This window comes from Isoptericola halotolerans (assembly GCF_003003075.1).
GTDB lineage: Bacteria > Actinomycetota > Actinomycetes > Actinomycetales > Cellulomonadaceae > Isoptericola > Isoptericola halotolerans_A.
This window is the reverse complement of the sequence record NZ_PVTX01000005.1, coordinates 79,953-96,702: the sequence shown is the minus strand read 5'-3', so window position 1 is coordinate 96,702 and position 16,750 is coordinate 79,953. Positions and strand designations below refer to the sequence as shown.

Here is a 16,750-nt window from a genome sequence, read left to right as displayed (position 1 = left end):
GCCGCCGGCACCCACCGGGTGCCGGCGGCGGGCCCGGCCAGGGCTCTGCCGTCGGCGTGGTCGCCGGCGGCAGGCACACCCCAGAAGGAGGGACGAGGGCGCACATGAGCACCATCCTGGAGATGCGCTCCATCACGAAGGAGTTCCCGGGCGTCAAGGCGCTGGCCGGGGTCGACCTCGATGTCACCGAACGCGAGATCCACGCGATCTGCGGCGAGAACGGCGCGGGCAAGTCCACGCTGATGAAGGTGCTGTCGGGCGTCTACCCGCACGGGACCTACACCGGCGACATCGTGTTCGAGGGCGACACCATGCGGTTCGGGTCGATCAACGACTCCGAGGACCGCGGGATCGTCATCATCCACCAGGAGCTCGCCCTGGTGCCGTACCTGTCCGTCGCGGAGAACATCTTCCTCGGCAACGAGACGCGCAACCGGTTCGGGCTGATCGACTGGAACGACGCCAACCAGCGCGCCGCCGAGCTGCTCGCACGGGTGGGGCTCCACGAGAACCCCACGACGCCGGTCTCCCAGCTCGGCGTGGGCAAGCAGCAGCTCATCGAGATCGCCAAGGCGCTGTCGAAGAAGGTCAAGCTGCTCATCCTCGACGAGCCGACGGCCGCGCTGAACGACACGGACTCGGCGCACCTGCTCGACCTGCTGCGCACGCTGCGCGCAGAGGGCATCACCTGCATCATCATCTCGCACAAGCTCAACGAGATCGCCGACATCGCCGATCGCACCACGATCATCCGTGACGGGCAGACGATCGAGACGATCGACATGGCGGACCCCGCCTCGACCCAGGACCGCATCATCCGCGGCATGGTCGGGCGCGACATCGAGAACCGCTACCCGCACCGCACGCCGGACATCGGCGACGAGGTGCTGCGCGTCGAGGACTGGAACGTCGACCACCCCACGCAGGCGGGCCGCCAGATCATCACCGACGCCTCGTTCCACGTGCGCGCCGGAGAGGTCGTCGGCATCGCGGGCCTCATGGGCGCCGGTCGCACCGAGCTGGCGATGAGCATCTTCGGGCGTTCCTACGGCCGCAACATCCGCGGCAAGATCTTCAAGGACGGCAAGCAGATCCAGGTGCGGGACGTGGCCGAGGCGATCAGCCACCACATCGCCTACGCCACCGAGGACCGCAAGCAGTACGGCCTCAACCTCCTGGACGACATCCGCCACAACGTCTCCTCCGCCGGGCTCGGCAAGCTGTCCCCGAACGGCTGGGTCAACGGCAACGAGGAGCTGAAGGTCGCGGAGGAGTACCGCGAGTCGCTCAACATCAAGACGCCCCACGTGCTGGTCAACGTCGGCAAGCTCTCCGGCGGCAACCAGCAGAAGGTCGTGCTGTCCAAGTGGCTGTACACCGACCCGGACGTGCTGATCCTCGACGAGCCGACGCGTGGCATCGACGTCGGCGCCAAGTACGAGATCTACACGATCATCAACAAGATGGTCGCGGCGGGGAAGGCGGTCATCGTCATCTCCTCCGAGCTGCCCGAGCTGCTGGGCATCTCCGACCGTGTCTACACGCTGGCCTTCGGCCGCATCACCGGTGAGGTCCCGGTCGCCGACGCGACGCAGGAGCGCCTCATGGAGCTCATGACGATCGAGCGTGACCAGCCCCTGCCCACGAAGGAACTGAAATCATGAACGTCATCGCCGGAGCCCGGGACCTCATGACCCGGCACCTGCGCGAGAGCGGGATCTTCGTCGCGTTCGCGGCGCTCGTGATCCTTTTCGCCGCGCTGAACCCGAACTTCCTCAGCGCCAACAACCTGACCAACATCATCCTGCAGTACTCCTACATCCTGATCCTCGCGATCGGCATGGTGATGGTGATCGTGGCGGGCCAGATCGACCTGTCCGTCGGGTCGGTGGTCGCGTTGACGGGCGCGGTCTCGGCCGTGGTCGTCATCCGGATGGGCATGCCGTGGTACGTCGGCGTGATCGCGGCCCTCGTGGTCGGGCTGCTCGTCGGGATGTGGCAAGGGTTCTGGGTCGCGTACGTCGGCATCCCCGGCTTCATCGTCTCGCTCGCCGGCATGCTGCTCTTCCGCGGCCTGACGTACCTGGTGCTGGACAACGTCTCGCTCTCGCCGTTCGGCGGCACGTACTACGAGATCGCCAACGGGTTCTTCAACGGGCTCCTCGGCGGCATGGGCTTCGACGTCTTCACGCTCGTCATCTTCGGCATCGCCGTGGCGGGCTACGCGGTGTCCCAGTGGCGCTCGCGCCAGGGCAAGATCGCCTACCAGCAGTCGGTCGAGTCGATGCCCACGTTCATCGTGAAGATCGTCGCCGTCGCCGCCGTCGTCATGTGGTTCGGCTACCAGCTGTCCACGTATCGCGGCCTGCCGCTGGTGCTGGTCATCCTGGCCGTGCTGATCATCGTGTACGCGCTGGTGACGCAGAAGTCGGTGTTCGGCCGGCACATCTACGCGGTCGGCGGCAACCGGCACGCGGCCGAGCTGAGCGGTGTGAAGGTCCGCCGGATCAACTTCTGGGTCTTCGTCAACATGGGTGTCCTCGCCTCGGTCGCGGGCGTCGTGTACTCCTCCCGCATGAACGCCGCGCAGCCCGCTGCGGGCAACATGTTCGAGCTGGACGCGATCGCCGCCTGCTTCATCGGTGGCGCCTCGACCACGGGTGGTGTGGGCCGCGTCGGCGGCGCCATGATCGGTGGTCTGATCATGGCGGTCATGTCGAACGGCATGCAGCTCATGGGTGTCCCGCAGTCGATCCAGCAGGTGGTCAAGGGCCTCGTGCTCCTGCTCGCCGTCGCGTTCGACATCTGGAACAAGCGCCGCGCCGCGGCCGCGCGCTGATCCACCCGACGACGGCGGGCGGGCGGTTCGACCGCCCGCCCGCCGCCGTCGTCTCCTACACTCCGGGGCGTGAAGGGACGGCACCCGATGGCGGGATCCCAGTCGTCGCTGCGCGAGGCCAACCGAGCCCGCGTCGTGGACGCGGTCAAGAGGCACGGCGGCCTGACGCAGGTCGAGCTGGCCGGTGCCACCGGGCTGTCCGCCGCGACCGTCTCGGCGATCGTCAAGGAGCTCGTCGCCGCCGAGATCGCCGAGGTCCGCAGCACCGTCCGTTCCGGGCGCCGGGCACAGCTGGTGACGCTGTCGCACCGCGTCGGGCTCGTGGCGGGCGTGGTCGTCGGCTACCGGCACCTGTGGGTGGCGATCGCGGACGTCTCGCACGAGGTCCTCGCGGAGCAGGTGCTGCCGTTGCCGGCCGACCACCGCTCGGACACCAGCCTCGACCGGGTCGCCCTGCTCGTGGTGGACCTGGTGGAACGGGTCGGCTCCGACCTCGGCGAGCTGCTCGGCATCGGCGTAGGGCTGCCCGCCCCCGTCAACCCCGCGACGGGCATGATCGGCCTGCGCGGCGTGCTGCGCGGGTGGGACTCCGTCCAGATCTCCCAGGTGCTGGAGAAGCGCCTGGCCCGCCCCGTCTTCGTGGACAACGACGCCAACCTCGGGGCGCTGGCCGAGTCGACGCTCGGCGCCGGCCGTGAGCTGCGCGACATCCTCTACGTCAACGCCTCCCAGGGCGTGGGCGCCGGCCTCGTCGTCAACGGCCGCGTCCATCGTGGCGCGGACGGGACCGCGGGCGAGATCGGGCACGTGCAGGTCGACCCCGCGGGGCGGATCTGCGCCTGCGGCAGCCGCGGCTGCCTCGAGACGGTCGTCGGCGGCGCGGCGCTCCTGGAACCGCTGTACGCCAGCTACGGCCACCTCACGCTGCGGGACGTGGTGCGCCTGGCCAAGGACGACGACCCGGGCTGCCGGGAGATCGTGGCCGACGCCGGGGCGACCGTCGGCGGGGTCGTCGCGGCGCTCGCCACGGGCCTGGGACCTCAGCGCGTCGTCGTCGGCGGGGAGCTCGCCGAGACCGGCGAGGCGTTCCTCGCCCCGCTGCGCGAGGCCCTGCGGCGTCGCACGGTGCTGAGCCGGTCCGGTGGTCCCGACGTGGTGCCGGCCGCGCTAGGGTTGCGTGCCGAGCTCCTGGGTGCGATCGCGCTCGCCCTGGCGAGCACCGACCTGTTCGAGCGACCCGACAGCACCGACGACGAGGGAGCGGGACGATGACGCTGCCCACCGACGGCACGCGCCGGCGCTCGCCCCTGCTCGCGCTGCGTGAGGTGAGCAAGAACTTCGGTGCCGTCGAGGCGCTCGTCGGCGTCGACCTCGAGGTCCGCTCGCACGAGGTGGTCGCCCTGGTCGGGGACAACGGCGCCGGCAAGTCGACGCTCGCCAAGATCGTGGCGGGCGTGCTCACGCCGGACGCCGGCCAGGTGGAGATCGCCGGGAAGCCGGTGACGATCCACTCGCCGTCGGCCGCCAACGCCCTGGGCGTGGCCAGCGTGTTCCAGGACCTCGCCGTCTGCGAGAACCTGGACGTCACGGCCAACGTGTTCCTCGGCCAGGAGATCCGTGGCCGGGCCGGCATGCTCCGTGACGGGCAGATGGAGGTCGACACGCGCCGTCTGCTCGAACACCTGACGGTGCGGATCCCGTCGGTGCGCACACCGCTGCGGAGCCTCTCCGCGGGCCAGCGGCAGGCGGTGGCCATCGCGCGGACGTTGATCGGAGAGCCGCGCATCGTCGTGCTCGACGAGCCGACGGCGGCCCTCTCGGTGGCGCAGACGGCGGAGGTGCTCACCCACATCGAACGGCTGCGAGAGCTGGGCCTGGGCGTCATCCTCATCAGCCACAACCTCAACGACGTCCGGGCCGTCTCCGACCGGATCGAGGTGTTGCGGCACGGGCGCAACAACGGGTCCTTCCCGGCCTCGGCCAGCCACGAGTCGATCCTGGCCGCGATCACCGGGGCCGCCTGACCGATCGATGTGATCAGCGCACGCCGCTCGGCGTGCGATCGAGACACGGAGTCCGCCCCAGGTGCGGCGGACTGAAACGGAGGAACGCGATGAATCGACGACTGGCAGCAGGTGCTGCCGTCGTGGGGACGGCCGCTGCGCTCGTCCTGTCGGGTTGCGGGGCCGACGAGGAGGAGGCCACCGGAGCGGGCACGATCGGTGTGGCGATGCCGACCGAGACGTCCGAGCGCTGGATCTCGGACGGCGAGACCCTCGCGGCCGGTCTCGAGGAGGCGGGCTACGCCGTCGACCTGCGGTACGCGGGGGACGACACCGCCGGCTTCAAGCAGGCCGACCAGGTGCAGGCGATGATCGACGGCGGCGCCGAGCTCCTGATCATCGCGGCCGTCGACGGCGCGGGGCTCACCGACCAGCTGGAGGCCGCCGCAGCCCGGGACATCCCGGTCATCGCCTACGACCGCCTGCTGCTCGAGAGCGAGGGCGTGGACCACTACGTGACCTTCGACAACTACGAGGTCGGGGTCGCCCAGGCCACCTCGTTGCTGCAGGGCCTCGGCGTTGTCGACGCCGACGGCGAACCCACCGGCGACGAGGGCCCGTACAACATCGAGCTGTTCGCCGGCTCCCTGGACGACAACAACGCGCACATCTTCTGGCAGGGCGCGATGGACACGCTCCAGCCGTACCTCGACGACGGCGTCGTCACGGTGCCGTCGGGGCAGGTCGACATCGTCGAGGCCGAGACCTGGCGCTGGTCCAAGGACCTGGCCCAGGACCGGATGACGAGCCTCCTGGCGCAGTACTACGCGGACGGCACCGAGCTGCACGGCGTCCTCTCGCCGTACGACGGCGTCTCGCGCGGTGCCATCACCGCCCTCGCCCTCGAGGGCCACGGCCCGAAGATCGCGGACGGGATGCCCGTGGTGACCGGCCAGGACGCCGAGGCCGCGTCGGTCAAGCTCATCCGCGAGAAGATGCAGTACTCCACGGTGTTCAAGGACACGCGCGCGCTGGCCGAGGAGGCCGTCAAGGCGGCGCTGGCCTACCTGGACGGCGAGGAGCCCGAGGTCAACGACACCACGACGTACGACAACGGGGTGAAGGTCGTGCCGACGTACCTGCTCGGCGTGTCGACGGTGAACCGCGGCGACATCGACGAGGTCCTGGTGGACAGCGGGTACTACACGGACGACGAGATCACCGTCGGCTGACCCGGGGGCCGCGCCGCGTCGGTCGGCCTCAGTGGAAGACGACCGTGCGGTGGCCGTCGAGCAGCACGCGGTGCTCGGCGTGCCACCGCACGGCACGGGCGAGGGTGCGCCGCTCGACGTCCTCGCCGAGGGCGACGAGGTCGGCCACGGCCCGCGAGTGGTCCACCCGCTCGACGTCCTGCTCGATGATCGGCCCCTCGTCGAGGTCCCCGGTCACGTAGTGGGACGTGGCACCGATGAGCTTGACGCCGCGTTCGTGCGCCTGGGCGTAGGGGCGGGCGCCCTTGAAGGACGGCAGGAACGAGTGGTGGATGTTGATGACCTGCCCGGACAGGTCGCGGCACAGCTCGTCCGACAGGATCTGCATGTAACGGGCCAGCACGACGAGCTCCACGTCGAGCTCGTCGACGAGCCGCCGCAGACGGTCCTCGGCCGCGGCCTTCGTGTCCTTCGTGACCGGCACGTGGTGGAACGGCTTGCCGTAGAACTCGGCGATGTCCTCCAGGTCGCGGTGGTTGCCGACCACCCCGACGACGTCGATCGGCATGCCCTGGTCCCGCTCGCGGTAGAGCAGGTCGACCAGGCAGTGGGCGGCGCGGGAGACCATGACGAGGGTGCGCACGGGGCGACCCACGACGTCCAGGGTCCACGTCATCTCGAAGCTCGCCGCGACGTCGGACATCGCGGCCTCCAGCTCCTCGCGCGAGGCGTGCGACTCGACCTGGACCCGCATGAAGAAGGTGCCCGAGCCGGGGTTGCCGAACTGCTGGGACTCCGTGATGTTGCCGTCGTGCGCGGCGAGCATCCCGCTCACGGCGTGCACGATGCCGGGGCGGTCCGGGCACGACATGGTCAGGACCCACTCGGTGGGGCGCCCGGCGGGTGCCGGCGTGCTCGAGGGCGGGGAGGCAGGAGCGGGCGGTGTGGTCACGCACGCCATTGTCGCCCACGGTCTGCCACGATGGGGCCATGAGCGACACGACCGCCGTCCCGGACGGCGCCGCGGGCGGCGCCTCGGCGCCCGACAAGTCCACCCGGATCGCCCTGGTCACCGACGACCAGGCCGGCGAGCTGCTGACGCTGCGGCGTGCGGCGTTCGTCTCCGAGGCGCAGCTGTACGACGACCCGCACATCCCGCCGCTGACCCAGACGCTGGCGGAGCTGCGCGAGGACATGGCACGCGACGACATCGTCACGATCGGCGCGTGGGAGGGTCACCGGCTGGTGGGGTCGATCCGCGTCGAGGTCGAGGGCCCGAAGGCGACGCTGGGCCGTCTCGCCGTCGCGCCCGACCAGCAGGGCAAGGGCCTGGGCACCACGCTGATGTTCGCGATCCTCAACTACCTGCCCGAGCACGTCACCGAGATCTGGGCGTTCACCGGCAAGGACTCCAAGCACAACCTCGCGCTGTACACGAAGCACGGCTACGAGGCGCAGTACGACGAGGCCGCCGGCCAGCTGACGATGACCTACCTGCGCCGGGTGCTGCACGCGGTCGACGCGCAGCCGGTGGACGACTCCGCCGCGGGTTCCTCCGCCGACCGGCCGTGAGCGGCCACGGGACCGACCGGGTCCGGCGGCCGTCGATGGCCGACGTCGCGGCCGTCGCCGGGGTCTCGCACCAGACCGTCTCACGCGTGCTCAACGAGCACGCGAGCGTCCGCGGGGAGACCCGCGAACGGGTGCAGGCCGCGATCCAGGAGCTCGGCTACCGGCGCAACAGCGCGGCACGGGCCCTGGCGACGTCCCGTTCGGGCACGTTGGGCGTGGTGACCACGGGGTCGGCGCTCTTCGGCCCGACGAGCACCCTCATCGCGGTGGAGGAGGCAGCCCGCGACAAGGGCTACTTCGTGTCCGTCGCGACGCTGCGCACCTACGACACGAGGTCGATGCACGAGGCGCTCGAGCACTTCATGGCACAGGGCGTGGACGGCATCGTCGTCATCGCCCCGCACGACGACGTGGCCGCGGCGGTCGAGTCGTTCCGCGCACCGGTCCCGGTGGTGGTCGTGGCGGCTCTGGGAGAGGCCACGGCGGAGACCAGGGCGGGCAGCGCGGCCGCGGAGCCGGCGTCGGCCACGATGTCCGTCGCCGTGGACCAGCGGGCGGGGGCACGGGCGGCGACCGAGCACCTGCTCGGCCTGGGCCACGCCGACGTGGTGCACGTCGCGGGGCCGCAGGACTGGTTCGACGCGCGCGAGCGCGCCGCGGGCTGGCGGGAGGCGCTGGCGGCGCACGGCATCGAGCCGACCCGGCCGCGGACCTGCAGCTGGTCGGCCGAGGACGGCTACCACGCGGGGCAGGACCTGGCGGAGGCCGTGGTGGCGGGGGAGGGGCCGACGGCGGTGCTCGCCGGGAACGACCAGCTCGCGCTGGGGATCCTGCGGGCGCTGTGGGAGCGCGGCCTGCGGGTGCCCGACGACGTCTCGGTGGTCGGGTTCGACGACGTGGCGGGCGCGGCCTACTTCGTACCGCCGCTGACGACGGTCCGGCAGCCCTTCGCGGCGCTCGGCGCGCAGTGCGTCGCGATGGTGCTCGCGTCGCTGGCGGGCGAGACCGTGGCGGTGGAGCGGATCGAGCCGCGCCTGGTCGTGCGCTCGTCGACGGCGCCGCCGCGCTGACGGCGTGCCCGGCGGGACGGCGTCCGGTGCCGCGACCAGCGCCGTCGGGGCCGGGTTGGAACCGACACCATGTGAGCGCTAACATCATCACGACCCGATTCAAGGAGTGAACACGGCGATGACGCTGCAGGACCAGGCGACCGTGCGGGACGCCATCACGGCCGGGCGGACGACGCTCGGCATCGAGCTCGGCTCGACCAACATCAAGGCCTGTCTCGTCGGCCCGGACCACACGCCGATCGCCGGTGGGTCCCACGCCTGGGAGAACGAGCTCGTCGACGGGGTGTGGACGTACTCCCTCGAGGCGGTGCACGCCGGGATCCAGGGCGCCTACGCGGCGCTCGTGGCCGACGTCGAGGAGCGCTACGGTGTCCGGCCCACCACGTACGCGGGGTTGGGCGTCTCCGCGATGATGCACGGCTATCTGCCGTTCGACGCCGCCGGTGAGCTGCTCGTGCCGTTCCGCACGTGGCGCAACACGAGCACCGGGCCCGCCGCCGCCGAGCTCTCCGAGCTGTTCGGGTACAACATCCCGCTGCGCTGGTCGATCGCGCACCTCTACCAGGCGATCCTCGACGACGAGCCGCACGTGCCGCAGATCGCCTCGTTCACCACGCTGGCCGGCTACGTGCACCGGGCCCTCACCGGCCGCCACGTGCTGGGGGTCGGCGACGCCTCGGGCATGTTCCCGATCGACCCCGCGACGCGCGACTACGACCAGCGGATGCTGGGCCAGTTCCGCCACCTGGTCGCCGCCGAGCGGCCCGGCCTGCAGGTCGAGGGCCTCCTGCCCGAGGTGCTGACGGCCGGCACGGAGGCCGGGCGGCTCACCCCCGCCGGCGCCGCGCTGCTCGACCCGACCGGCACCCTCGAGCCCGGGGTCCTGCTCTGCCCGCCCGAGGGCGACGCGGGCACCGGCATGGTCGCCACCCACGCGGTGGCGCCCCGCACCGGCAACATCAGCGCGGGCACCTCCGTCTTCGCCATGGTCGTCCTCGAGCAGCCGCTCACCAGCGTCCACCACGAGCTCGACCTGGTCACCACCCCGGCCGGCGACCTCGTCGCGATGGTGCACTGCAACAACGGCGCGAGCGAGCTCGACGCATGGGCCGGGATGTTCGGCGAGCTCGCCACCGCGCTGGGGCACGACGGCGGCGCGGACGAGGTGTTCGGCGCGCTCTTCCGCGCGGCCCTCGAGGGAGAGCCCGACGGCGGTGGCCTGCTCGCCTACAACTACCTCGCCGGCGAGCCCATCACCGGTCTCGACGAGGGCCGGCCCCTCGTCGTGCGCACGCCCGGCAGCCGGCTCACGCTGGCCAACTTCATGCGCGCGCAGATCTACGGCGCCTTCGGCACGCTGGCCCTCGGCATGCGCGTGCTCCACGGCGAGGGTGTCGCCATCGACTCGTTGTTCGCGCACGGCGGGGTGTTCCGGACCGCCGGCGTGGCCCAGCGGCTCCTCGCCGCCGCGGTGGGCGCGCCCGTCTCCGTCGGGCAGACCGCGGGGGAGGGCGGCGCCTGGGGCATCGCCGTGCTGGCCGCGCACGCCGCCGCGGCCACCGCAGCCGGTGCCGACGCGGAGTCCCTCGCCGACTACCTCGACGAGCGCGTGTTCGCCGACGCCGTCCTCGAGGTCGCCGAGCCCGACGCCGACGACGTGGCCGGCTTCGCCACCTACCTGGAGCGGTACACCGCCGGCCTCGCGGTCGAGCGGGCCGCCACCGCGGCGCTGTAGCGCCGTCCCGACCGAGGAACGGAGAACCACCCCGATGCCGATCAACGGGCCCATCACCGAGGTACCCGCCCACCTGCGGGCCGCCGTCGACGCCGCCAAGGAGAAGGTCGCGGCGCTCCATGCCGAGCTGCCCCGCTGGGAGCTCGTGGTGTGGACCGCGGGCAACGTCTCCGAGCGCGTGGCCGACGACCAGGCGCCCGGCACCGACGGCGACCTGCTCGTCATCAAGCCCTCGGGGCTGTCCTACGACGACATCACGGCGGACGCCATGGTGGTGTGCGACCTGGACGGGAACCTCGTCGAGGGCGACCGGGCGCCGTCGTCGGACACCGCCGCGCACGCCTACGTCTACGCGCACATGCCCGAGGTGGGCGGCGTGGTGCACACGCACTCCACCTACGCCACGGCGTGGGCCGCCCGCGGGGAGGAGATCCCCTGCGTGCTGACGATGATGGCGGACGAGTTCGGCGGACCGGTCCCCGTGGGCCCGTTCGCGATCATCGGCGACGACTCGATCGGCCGCGGGATCGTCGAGACGCTGCAGGGCTCCCGCTCGAAGGCCGTGCTCATGCAGAACCACGGCCCGTTCACCATCGGCTCCGACGCCAAGGCGGCCGTCAAGGCCGCCGTCCTGTGCGAGGAGGTCGCCCGCGCGGTGCACGTCTCGCGCCAGCTCGGCGAGCCGCTCCCCATCGCGCAGGAGCACGTCGACTCGCTGTACGACCGCTACCAGAACGTGTACGGCCAGCGCTGACCCCGGCCGGCGTCGGCCCCGAACGTCCCTCTCGAAAGGAAGCACATGAGCAAGCCCTACGGCGACCGCGAGGTCTGGTTCCTCACCGGCAGCCAGGACCTGTACGGACCCGAGACCCTGGAGCAGGTCGCGCAGCAGTCGCGCGAGGTCGCCGAGGCCCTGCACGCCGCCGGCGAGGTCCCCGCGAACATCGTGTGGAAGCCGGTCCTCAAGGACTCCGGCTCGATCCGCCGCGCGATGCTCGACGCGAACAGCGACGACAACGTGCTCGGCGTCATCACCTGGATGCACACCTTCAGCCCTGCGAAGATGTGGATCGCCGGGCTCGACGCCCTGCGCAAGCCGCTGCTGCACCTGCACACACAGGCGAACGTCGAGCTGCCCTGGTCCGAGATCGACATGGACTTCATGAACCTCAACCAGGCCGCGCACGGCGACCGCGAGTACGGGTACATGCTGTCCCGCCTCGGCGTCGCGCGGACCACGGTGGTGGGCCACGTCTCGAACCCGGCCGTGCAGCGCCGGGTCGGCACCTGGGTCCGGGGCGCCGCCGGCTGGGCCGCCACGCACGAGCTCACCCTCGTCCGGTTCGGCGACAACATGCGCAACGTGGCCGTCACCGAGGGCGACAAGACCGAGGCCGAGCTGCAGTTCGGCGTCTCGGTCAACACCTGGGGGGTCAACGAGCTCGTCGCCGCCGTCGCGGAGGTCTCGGACGACGCCGTCGACGCGCTGGTGGCGGAGTACGAGGAGCTCTACGACGTGGCGCCGGAGCTGCGCGCGGGCGGGGAGCGCCACGACTCGCTGCGGTACGCCGCGCGCCAGGAGATCGCCATGGAGGCGTTCCTCGTCGAGCGCGGGGCGAAGGCCTTCACCACGAACTTCGAGGACCTCGGCGACCTGCGCCAGCTCCCCGGCATCGCGGTGCAGCGGCTCATGAGCAAGGGCTACGGCTTCGGCGCCGAGGGCGACTGGAAGACGGCAGTGCTGGTCCGCGCCGCCAAGGTCATGGGCGAGGGCCTGCCGGGCGGTGCCTCCCTCATGGAGGACTACACCTACGACCTGACGCCCGGCAACGAGCTGATCCTCGGCGCGCACATGCTGGAGATCTGCCCCTCCCTGACGACGTCGAAGCCCCGGGTGGAGATCCACCCGCTCGGCATCGGTGGCAAGGAGGACCCGGTGCGCATGGTGTTCGACGCGGACCCCACCGAGGGCGCCGTCGTCGTCTCGCTGGCCGACATGCGCGACCGGTTCCGCCTCACGGCGAACGTGGTGGACGTCGTGCCGCCCACCGAGGAGCTGCCGAACCTGCCCGTGGCCCGGGCCGTGTGGCGGCCGCGACCGGACTTCGCGACGTCGGCCGAGGCCTGGCTGACCGCCGGCGGCGCGCACCACACGGTGATGTCGACCGCCGCCGGGATCGAGGCCTTCGAGGTCTTCGCCCAGATCGCGGGCACCGAGCTGCTGGTGATCGACGAGTCGACGACCCGGCGCGGCTTCACCGACCAGGTGCGCTGGAACCAGGTGTACTACCGGATGGCCCGGGGGCTGTGACCACCCACCCCTGACGCCCGCCCCACCCCACTCCACCCCACCCCGCCCTCCGCTGTGGGTGCACGACACGCCGCCGAACCTTCGGGTTCGGCGGCGTGTCGTGCACCCACAACCGGGGGGTGGGCGTGGGGTCGTTCGCTGCCGGCGGTATCCTGTGGTCGCCGCGCCGCCCGTCGGCCGTCCGGCGGAATCCGATGGAGGCCTCATGGCGAGTCCCGGTGTCGACAAGCCGAACATCCGGCAGGTCGCGCAGCTCGCCGGCGTGTCCCACATGACCGTGTCGCGGGTGCTCAACGACCACCCCAACATCCGGGAGGCCACCCGGCGTCGCGTCGAGGAGGCCATCGAGGAGCTCGGCTACCGCCCCAGCATGACGGCGCGAGCCCTCGCCACCCAGCGCAGCCGCCGCATCGGCGTCCTGGTGGAGAGCGCGATGACGTTCGGCCCGACCAGCACGCTGTACGCCGTCGAGTCCGCCGCCCGTGCCTCGGGCTACGAGGTCAGCTCGGTCCTCCTGCGCGCCGGTGAGGAGATCAGCCCGCAGGAGGCCGTCGACCACCTCATCGCGCTGGGCATCGAGGCGCTGTGCGTCGTCGCGCCGCGGTCGTCGTCGATCGCGGCGCTGCGGCGCATCGCCGTCGGTGTCCCCGTGCTCGTCGTCAAGCCCGACAAGGACCCGACGTTCCTCACGGTGACGGTGGACCAGCAGGCCGGGACGGCGCTCGCCGTCGACCACCTGGTCTCGCTGGGGCACCGCGACATCCTGCACCTGGCCGGTCCGCTCGACTGGCTCGACGCCAGGACGCGCGAACGGGCCTTCCGGGCCCGGGCGAAGTCGTGGGGCCTGCGCGAGCGCCCGATCGTCGTCGGCGACTGGACGGCCGACTTCGCCTACGACTTCGCGCGCGGGATCCGCGAGCTCCCCGAGTACACGGCGGTCTTCGTCGCGAACGACGACATGGCCGTGGGGCTCGTCCACGGCCTGCACGAGCGGGGGTTCTCGGTGCCCGACGACGTCAGTGTCGTCGGGTTCGACGACATCCCGCTGGCGCGACACGTCATCCCTCCGCTGACGACCGTGCGACAGAACTTCGACGCGCTCGGTGTCTCGGTGGTCGACGTCCTGCGGGCCGCCATCGAGGAGCGTGAGATCCCGGAGCTGACCCGCATCCCGGCCGAGATCGTCGAGCGCGCGTCGAGCGCGCCGCCGCGGAAGGGCGACTGATGGCGGCGCGGACGGCACCGATGGAGCAGCCGGCGGCGCCGGTGGTCGAGATGCACGGGATCACGGTGGAGTACGCGGGTGTCCGGGTGCTCGACTCGGCAGACCTGGTCCTGCGGCCGGGCGAGGTGCACGCGCTCATGGGGGAGAACGGCGCCGGGAAGTCCACCCTCATCGGTGCGCTGACGGGGACGGTGCCGATCGTGGCCGGTCGGATCCTCGTCGACGGCGTGCCCCTGACGCCCACGGGCGTCGCGCGCAGCCGGGCGGAGGGCATCGCGACCGTCTTCCAGGAGTCGCACCTGAGCCCGCACCTGTCCGTGGCGGAGAACATCATGATCGGTCACGAGGTGCGTGGGCGCTTCGGCATCAGGTGGGCGAGGTGCCGGGAGCGCGCCGCGGCCGCGCTGGCCACGCTGGGCATCGAGGACGTCGACCTGCGGACTCCCCTGGAGGCGTTGTCGCCGGCGACCAAGCAGCTCGTGGCTGTCGCACGGGCGATCGTCCTGGAGCCGCGGGTCCTCGTGCTCGACGAGCCCACGTCGAGCCTCGACGAGGCGGAGGCCGCCCAGCTGCTCGGCGTGGTCCGCCGCCTGCGCGACCAGGGAGTGGCGATCCTGTTCGTCTCGCACTTCCTCGAGCAGGTCTTCGAGGTGAGCAACCGGATGACGGTCCTGCGGGACGGCCGGGTCGTGGCCGAGTACTGCACGGCGGAGGTCGAGCGGGCCGAGCTGATCTCGAAGATGATCGGCGAGGACATCGACGCGCTGCAGGCGCTGCACTCCCAGCGGTTGTCGCACCACTACGCGGGCTCGAGCCAGGTGGCGTTGCGGGCGACGTCGATCGGACGCCACGGGACGCTCGAGCCCACCGACGTCGACCTCGTCCGGGGGGAGGTCGTCGGGTTCGCCGGTCTGCGCGGCTCGGGACGCACCGAGCTGGCCCGCCTGATGAGCGGGGTGGAGCGCGCCGACCGGGGCGAGCTCTGGCTCGACGGCTCCCGCGTGCAGCTGCGCGGCCCGGCGGCCGCGCTGCGGCACCGGATCGCGGTGTCGAGCGAGAACCTCCGCAACGAGGGCATCGTCGCCGGGCTGACGGTGCGCGAGAACATCGTCCTGGCGCTGCAGGCGCTCCGGGGCTGGACCCGGCCCCTGTCCCGCGCCGAGCAGGAGGCGGTGGTGGACACGTACCTCGACGCCCTGCGCCTGTCGCACGAGGACCTGGACCGACCGGCCGGCGAGCTGTCGGGCGGGACGCAGCAGAAGGTCATGCTGGCTCGCCTGCTGGCCACGCGGCCGCACGTCCTGATCCTCGACGAGCCGACCCGCGGCATCGACATCGCCGCCAAGCTGGACATCCAGCGCCGTGTCGCCAAGCTGGCCGGCGAGGGGGTCGCCGTCGTCTTCATCTCCTCCCAGCTCGACGAGGTGGTCCGGCTGAGCGACCGCATCGTGGTGCTCAAGGACAGGGAGAAGATCGGCGAGCTGAGCAACGGGCCCGGTGTCACCGTCGACACCATCGTCGAGATGATCGCGGCCGAGCTGGACGGGCCGGCCGCCGGCGACGCGGACTGACCTGTCGCTGTTACGGGATCGTGATGTGTTGTGCGCTCAGGCCTCTTTGTGACCGGTCACATCTGCGCTATGTTAGCGGTCACAAGCCAAGGGTCGGAGCTGACCCGCGGACCGGGAGCACCGGTGGCCTGGCGTCTCGAGGAGGAGAACACACATGACACGGAAGATGTGGATGCGCGGCACGGTGGCGGCCGTGTCGGCGGCGGCGATGCTGACCCTGGCCGCCTGCAGCAGCGAGCAGGCCCCGTCCGGCTCGAGCGAGGAGACCGCGAGCGGCGAGGAGGAGATGGCCGAGGGCGACGACGTCATCTCGATCGGCTTCTCGCAGGTCGGCGCGGAGTCCGGCTGGCGCGCGGCGAACACCAAGTCCATCCAAGACACCCTGACGGCGGAGAACGGGTTCGACCTCAGCTTCTCCGACGCACAGCAGAAGCAGGAGAACCAGATCCAGGCGATCCGGTCCTACATCGCGCAGGGCGTGGACGTCATCGCGTTCTCCCCGGTGGTCGAGAGCGGCTGGGACCCGGTCCTCCAGGAGGCGCAGGCCGCGGACATCCCCGTGATCCTCACCGACCGTGCCGTCGACTCCCAGGACGACACCCTCTACGAGTCGTTCATCGGTTCCGACTTCGTCCTCGAGGGCGAGATGGCCGGTGAGTGGGCCGTCGAGCAGTACGACGGCGAGGGCTACAAGATGGTCGAGCTGCAGGGTACGACGGGCTCCGCGCCGGCGATCGACCGCAAGGAGGGCTTCGCCGCCGCGATCGAGGGCAGCGACATCGAGGTCATCGACTCGCAGACGGGCAACTTCACCCGCACCGAGGGCAAGCAGGTGATGGAGGGCTTCCTGCAGAAGTACGACGACATCGACCTGGTCTTCGCCCACAACGACGACATGGGCCTGGGCGCGATCGAGGCGATCGAGGCCGCGGGGATGGTCCCGGGCGAGGACATCAAGATCATCACGATCGACGCGGTCAAGGACGGCATGCAGGCGCTCGCCGACGGCAAGATCAACTACATCGTCGAGTGCAACCCGCTGCTCGGCCCGGACCTCGCGGAGATCGCCCAGAAGGTCGTCGCGGGCGAAGAGGTCGAGAAGCGCATCGTGGTCGAGGACCTGGCCTTCGACCAGGAGGCGGCGGCCGAGGCCCTGCCCGACCGCCAGTACTGACAGGCACCCCCGCGGAACGGGTCCGGCCCGTCCCGCCGG

The 16,750-nt window shown here is 71.4% G+C and carries 14 protein-coding genes; 13 read left to right on the top strand and 1 reads right to left on the bottom strand.

Annotated elements, in window-relative coordinates; genetic code table 11:
- Positions 1 to 104 precede the first annotated feature (104 nt).
- The 5 genes from mmsA (at position 105) to BCL65_RS08595 (ending at position 6,074) form a co-directional block, all read left to right on the top strand.
- A complete protein-coding gene (gene mmsA / locus BCL65_RS08615) occupies positions 105 to 1,664 on the top strand; it encodes a multiple monosaccharide ABC transporter ATP-binding protein (protein WP_106267098.1) in 1,560 nt (519 codons plus the stop codon).
- A complete protein-coding gene (gene mmsB / locus BCL65_RS08610; protein WP_106267097.1) occupies positions 1,661 to 2,839 on the top strand; it encodes a multiple monosaccharide ABC transporter permease in 1,179 nt (392 codons plus the stop codon). Before mmsA ends, mmsB begins: the two co-directional genes overlap by 4 nt.
- A 69-nt stretch (positions 2,840 to 2,908) precedes the next feature.
- Positions 2,909 to 4,111, top strand: a complete 1,203-nt coding sequence (locus tag BCL65_RS08605) for an ROK family transcriptional regulator (RefSeq protein ID WP_374108588.1) — start codon at positions 2,909 to 2,911, stop codon at positions 4,109 to 4,111.
- Positions 4,108 to 4,863, top strand: coding sequence for an ATP-binding cassette domain-containing protein (locus tag BCL65_RS08600; RefSeq protein ID WP_106267093.1), 756 nt, complete (start codon positions 4,108 to 4,110; stop codon positions 4,861 to 4,863). Before BCL65_RS08605 ends, BCL65_RS08600 begins: the two co-directional genes overlap by 4 nt.
- Before the next feature lie 89 nt (positions 4,864 to 4,952).
- A complete protein-coding gene (locus BCL65_RS08595) occupies positions 4,953 to 6,074 on the top strand; it encodes a substrate-binding domain-containing protein (RefSeq protein ID WP_106267091.1) in 1,122 nt (373 codons plus the stop codon).
- A gap of 28 nt (positions 6,075 to 6,102) precedes the next feature.
- On the opposite strand, the gene purU is transcribed toward BCL65_RS08595, so the two are convergent.
- The gene (purU, locus tag BCL65_RS08590; protein WP_106267089.1) at positions 6,103 to 7,014 is read right to left on the bottom strand and encodes a formyltetrahydrofolate deformylase; all 912 of its coding nucleotides are present in this window, start codon (positions 7,012 to 7,014) and stop codon (positions 6,103 to 6,105) included.
- A gap of 29 nt (positions 7,015 to 7,043) precedes the next feature.
- Between purU and BCL65_RS08585 the strand changes: the two genes are divergently transcribed.
- From BCL65_RS08585 to BCL65_RS08550, 8 genes are all read left to right on the top strand, one after another.
- Positions 7,044 to 7,625 carry a GNAT family N-acetyltransferase gene (locus BCL65_RS08585; protein WP_106267087.1) on the top strand — a complete coding sequence of 194 codons (582 nt, stop codon included), beginning with the start codon at positions 7,044 to 7,046 and terminating at the stop codon, positions 7,623 to 7,625.
- A 35-nt stretch (positions 7,626 to 7,660) separates the two neighbouring features.
- Entirely contained in the window at positions 7,661 to 8,695 is a 1,035-nt protein-coding gene (locus BCL65_RS08580; RefSeq protein ID WP_106267405.1) for a LacI family DNA-binding transcriptional regulator, read from the top strand.
- 118 nt (positions 8,696 to 8,813) lie between these two features.
- The gene (locus BCL65_RS08575; RefSeq protein ID WP_106267085.1) at positions 8,814 to 10,430 is read left to right on the top strand and encodes a xylulokinase; all 1,617 of its coding nucleotides are present in this window, start codon (positions 8,814 to 8,816) and stop codon (positions 10,428 to 10,430) included.
- A gap of 34 nt (positions 10,431 to 10,464) precedes the next feature.
- Positions 10,465 to 11,184 (top strand): L-ribulose-5-phosphate 4-epimerase, encoded by a 720-nt coding sequence (locus tag BCL65_RS08570; RefSeq protein WP_165799980.1) that lies wholly within the window; start codon positions 10,465 to 10,467, stop codon positions 11,182 to 11,184.
- A gap of 45 nt (positions 11,185 to 11,229) precedes the next feature.
- Positions 11,230 to 12,741 carry an L-arabinose isomerase gene (gene araA, locus BCL65_RS08565; protein WP_106267083.1) on the top strand — a complete coding sequence of 504 codons (1,512 nt, stop codon included), beginning with the start codon at positions 11,230 to 11,232 and terminating at the stop codon, positions 12,739 to 12,741.
- 205 nt (positions 12,742 to 12,946) lie between these two features.
- A complete protein-coding gene (locus tag BCL65_RS08560) occupies positions 12,947 to 13,966 on the top strand; it encodes a LacI family DNA-binding transcriptional regulator (protein ID WP_106267081.1) in 1,020 nt (339 codons plus the stop codon).
- Positions 13,966 to 15,537 (top strand): sugar ABC transporter ATP-binding protein, encoded by a 1,572-nt coding sequence (locus BCL65_RS08555; protein WP_243400944.1) that lies wholly within the window; start codon positions 13,966 to 13,968, stop codon positions 15,535 to 15,537. Before BCL65_RS08560 ends, BCL65_RS08555 begins: the two co-directional genes overlap by 1 nt.
- A 154-nt stretch (positions 15,538 to 15,691) precedes the next feature.
- Positions 15,692 to 16,711: an ABC transporter substrate-binding protein gene (locus tag BCL65_RS08550; protein WP_181340728.1), complete on the top strand. Its 1,020-nt coding sequence runs from the start codon at positions 15,692 to 15,694 to the stop codon at positions 16,709 to 16,711.
- Positions 16,712 to 16,750 lie beyond the last annotated feature (39 nt).

Coding starts and splice junctions, on each gene's coding strand:
- mmsA (WP_106267098.1), top strand. CDS start 105: ATGAGCACCATCCTGGAGATGCGCTCCATCACGAAGGAGTTCCCGGGC.
- mmsB (WP_106267097.1), top strand. CDS start 1,661: ATGAACGTCATCGCCGGAGCCCGGGACCTCATGACCCGGCACCTGCGC.
- BCL65_RS08600 (WP_106267093.1), top strand. CDS start 4,108: ATGACGCTGCCCACCGACGGCACGCGCCGGCGCTCGCCCCTGCTCGCG.
- BCL65_RS08595 (WP_106267091.1), top strand. CDS start 4,953: ATGAATCGACGACTGGCAGCAGGTGCTGCCGTCGTGGGGACGGCCGCT.
- purU (WP_106267089.1), bottom strand. CDS start 7,014: ATGGCGTGCGTGACCACACCGCCCGCTCCTGCCTCCCCGCCCTCGAGC.
- BCL65_RS08585 (WP_106267087.1), top strand. CDS start 7,044: ATGAGCGACACGACCGCCGTCCCGGACGGCGCCGCGGGCGGCGCCTCG.
- BCL65_RS08580 (WP_106267405.1), top strand. CDS start 7,661: ATGGCCGACGTCGCGGCCGTCGCCGGGGTCTCGCACCAGACCGTCTCA.
- BCL65_RS08575 (WP_106267085.1), top strand. CDS start 8,814: ATGACGCTGCAGGACCAGGCGACCGTGCGGGACGCCATCACGGCCGGG.
- BCL65_RS08570 (WP_165799980.1), top strand. CDS start 10,465: ATGCCGATCAACGGGCCCATCACCGAGGTACCCGCCCACCTGCGGGCC.
- araA (WP_106267083.1), top strand. CDS start 11,230: ATGAGCAAGCCCTACGGCGACCGCGAGGTCTGGTTCCTCACCGGCAGC.
- BCL65_RS08560 (WP_106267081.1), top strand. CDS start 12,947: ATGGCGAGTCCCGGTGTCGACAAGCCGAACATCCGGCAGGTCGCGCAG.
- BCL65_RS08555 (WP_243400944.1), top strand. CDS start 13,966: ATGGCGGCGCGGACGGCACCGATGGAGCAGCCGGCGGCGCCGGTGGTC.
- BCL65_RS08550 (WP_181340728.1), top strand. CDS start 15,692: ATGACACGGAAGATGTGGATGCGCGGCACGGTGGCGGCCGTGTCGGCG.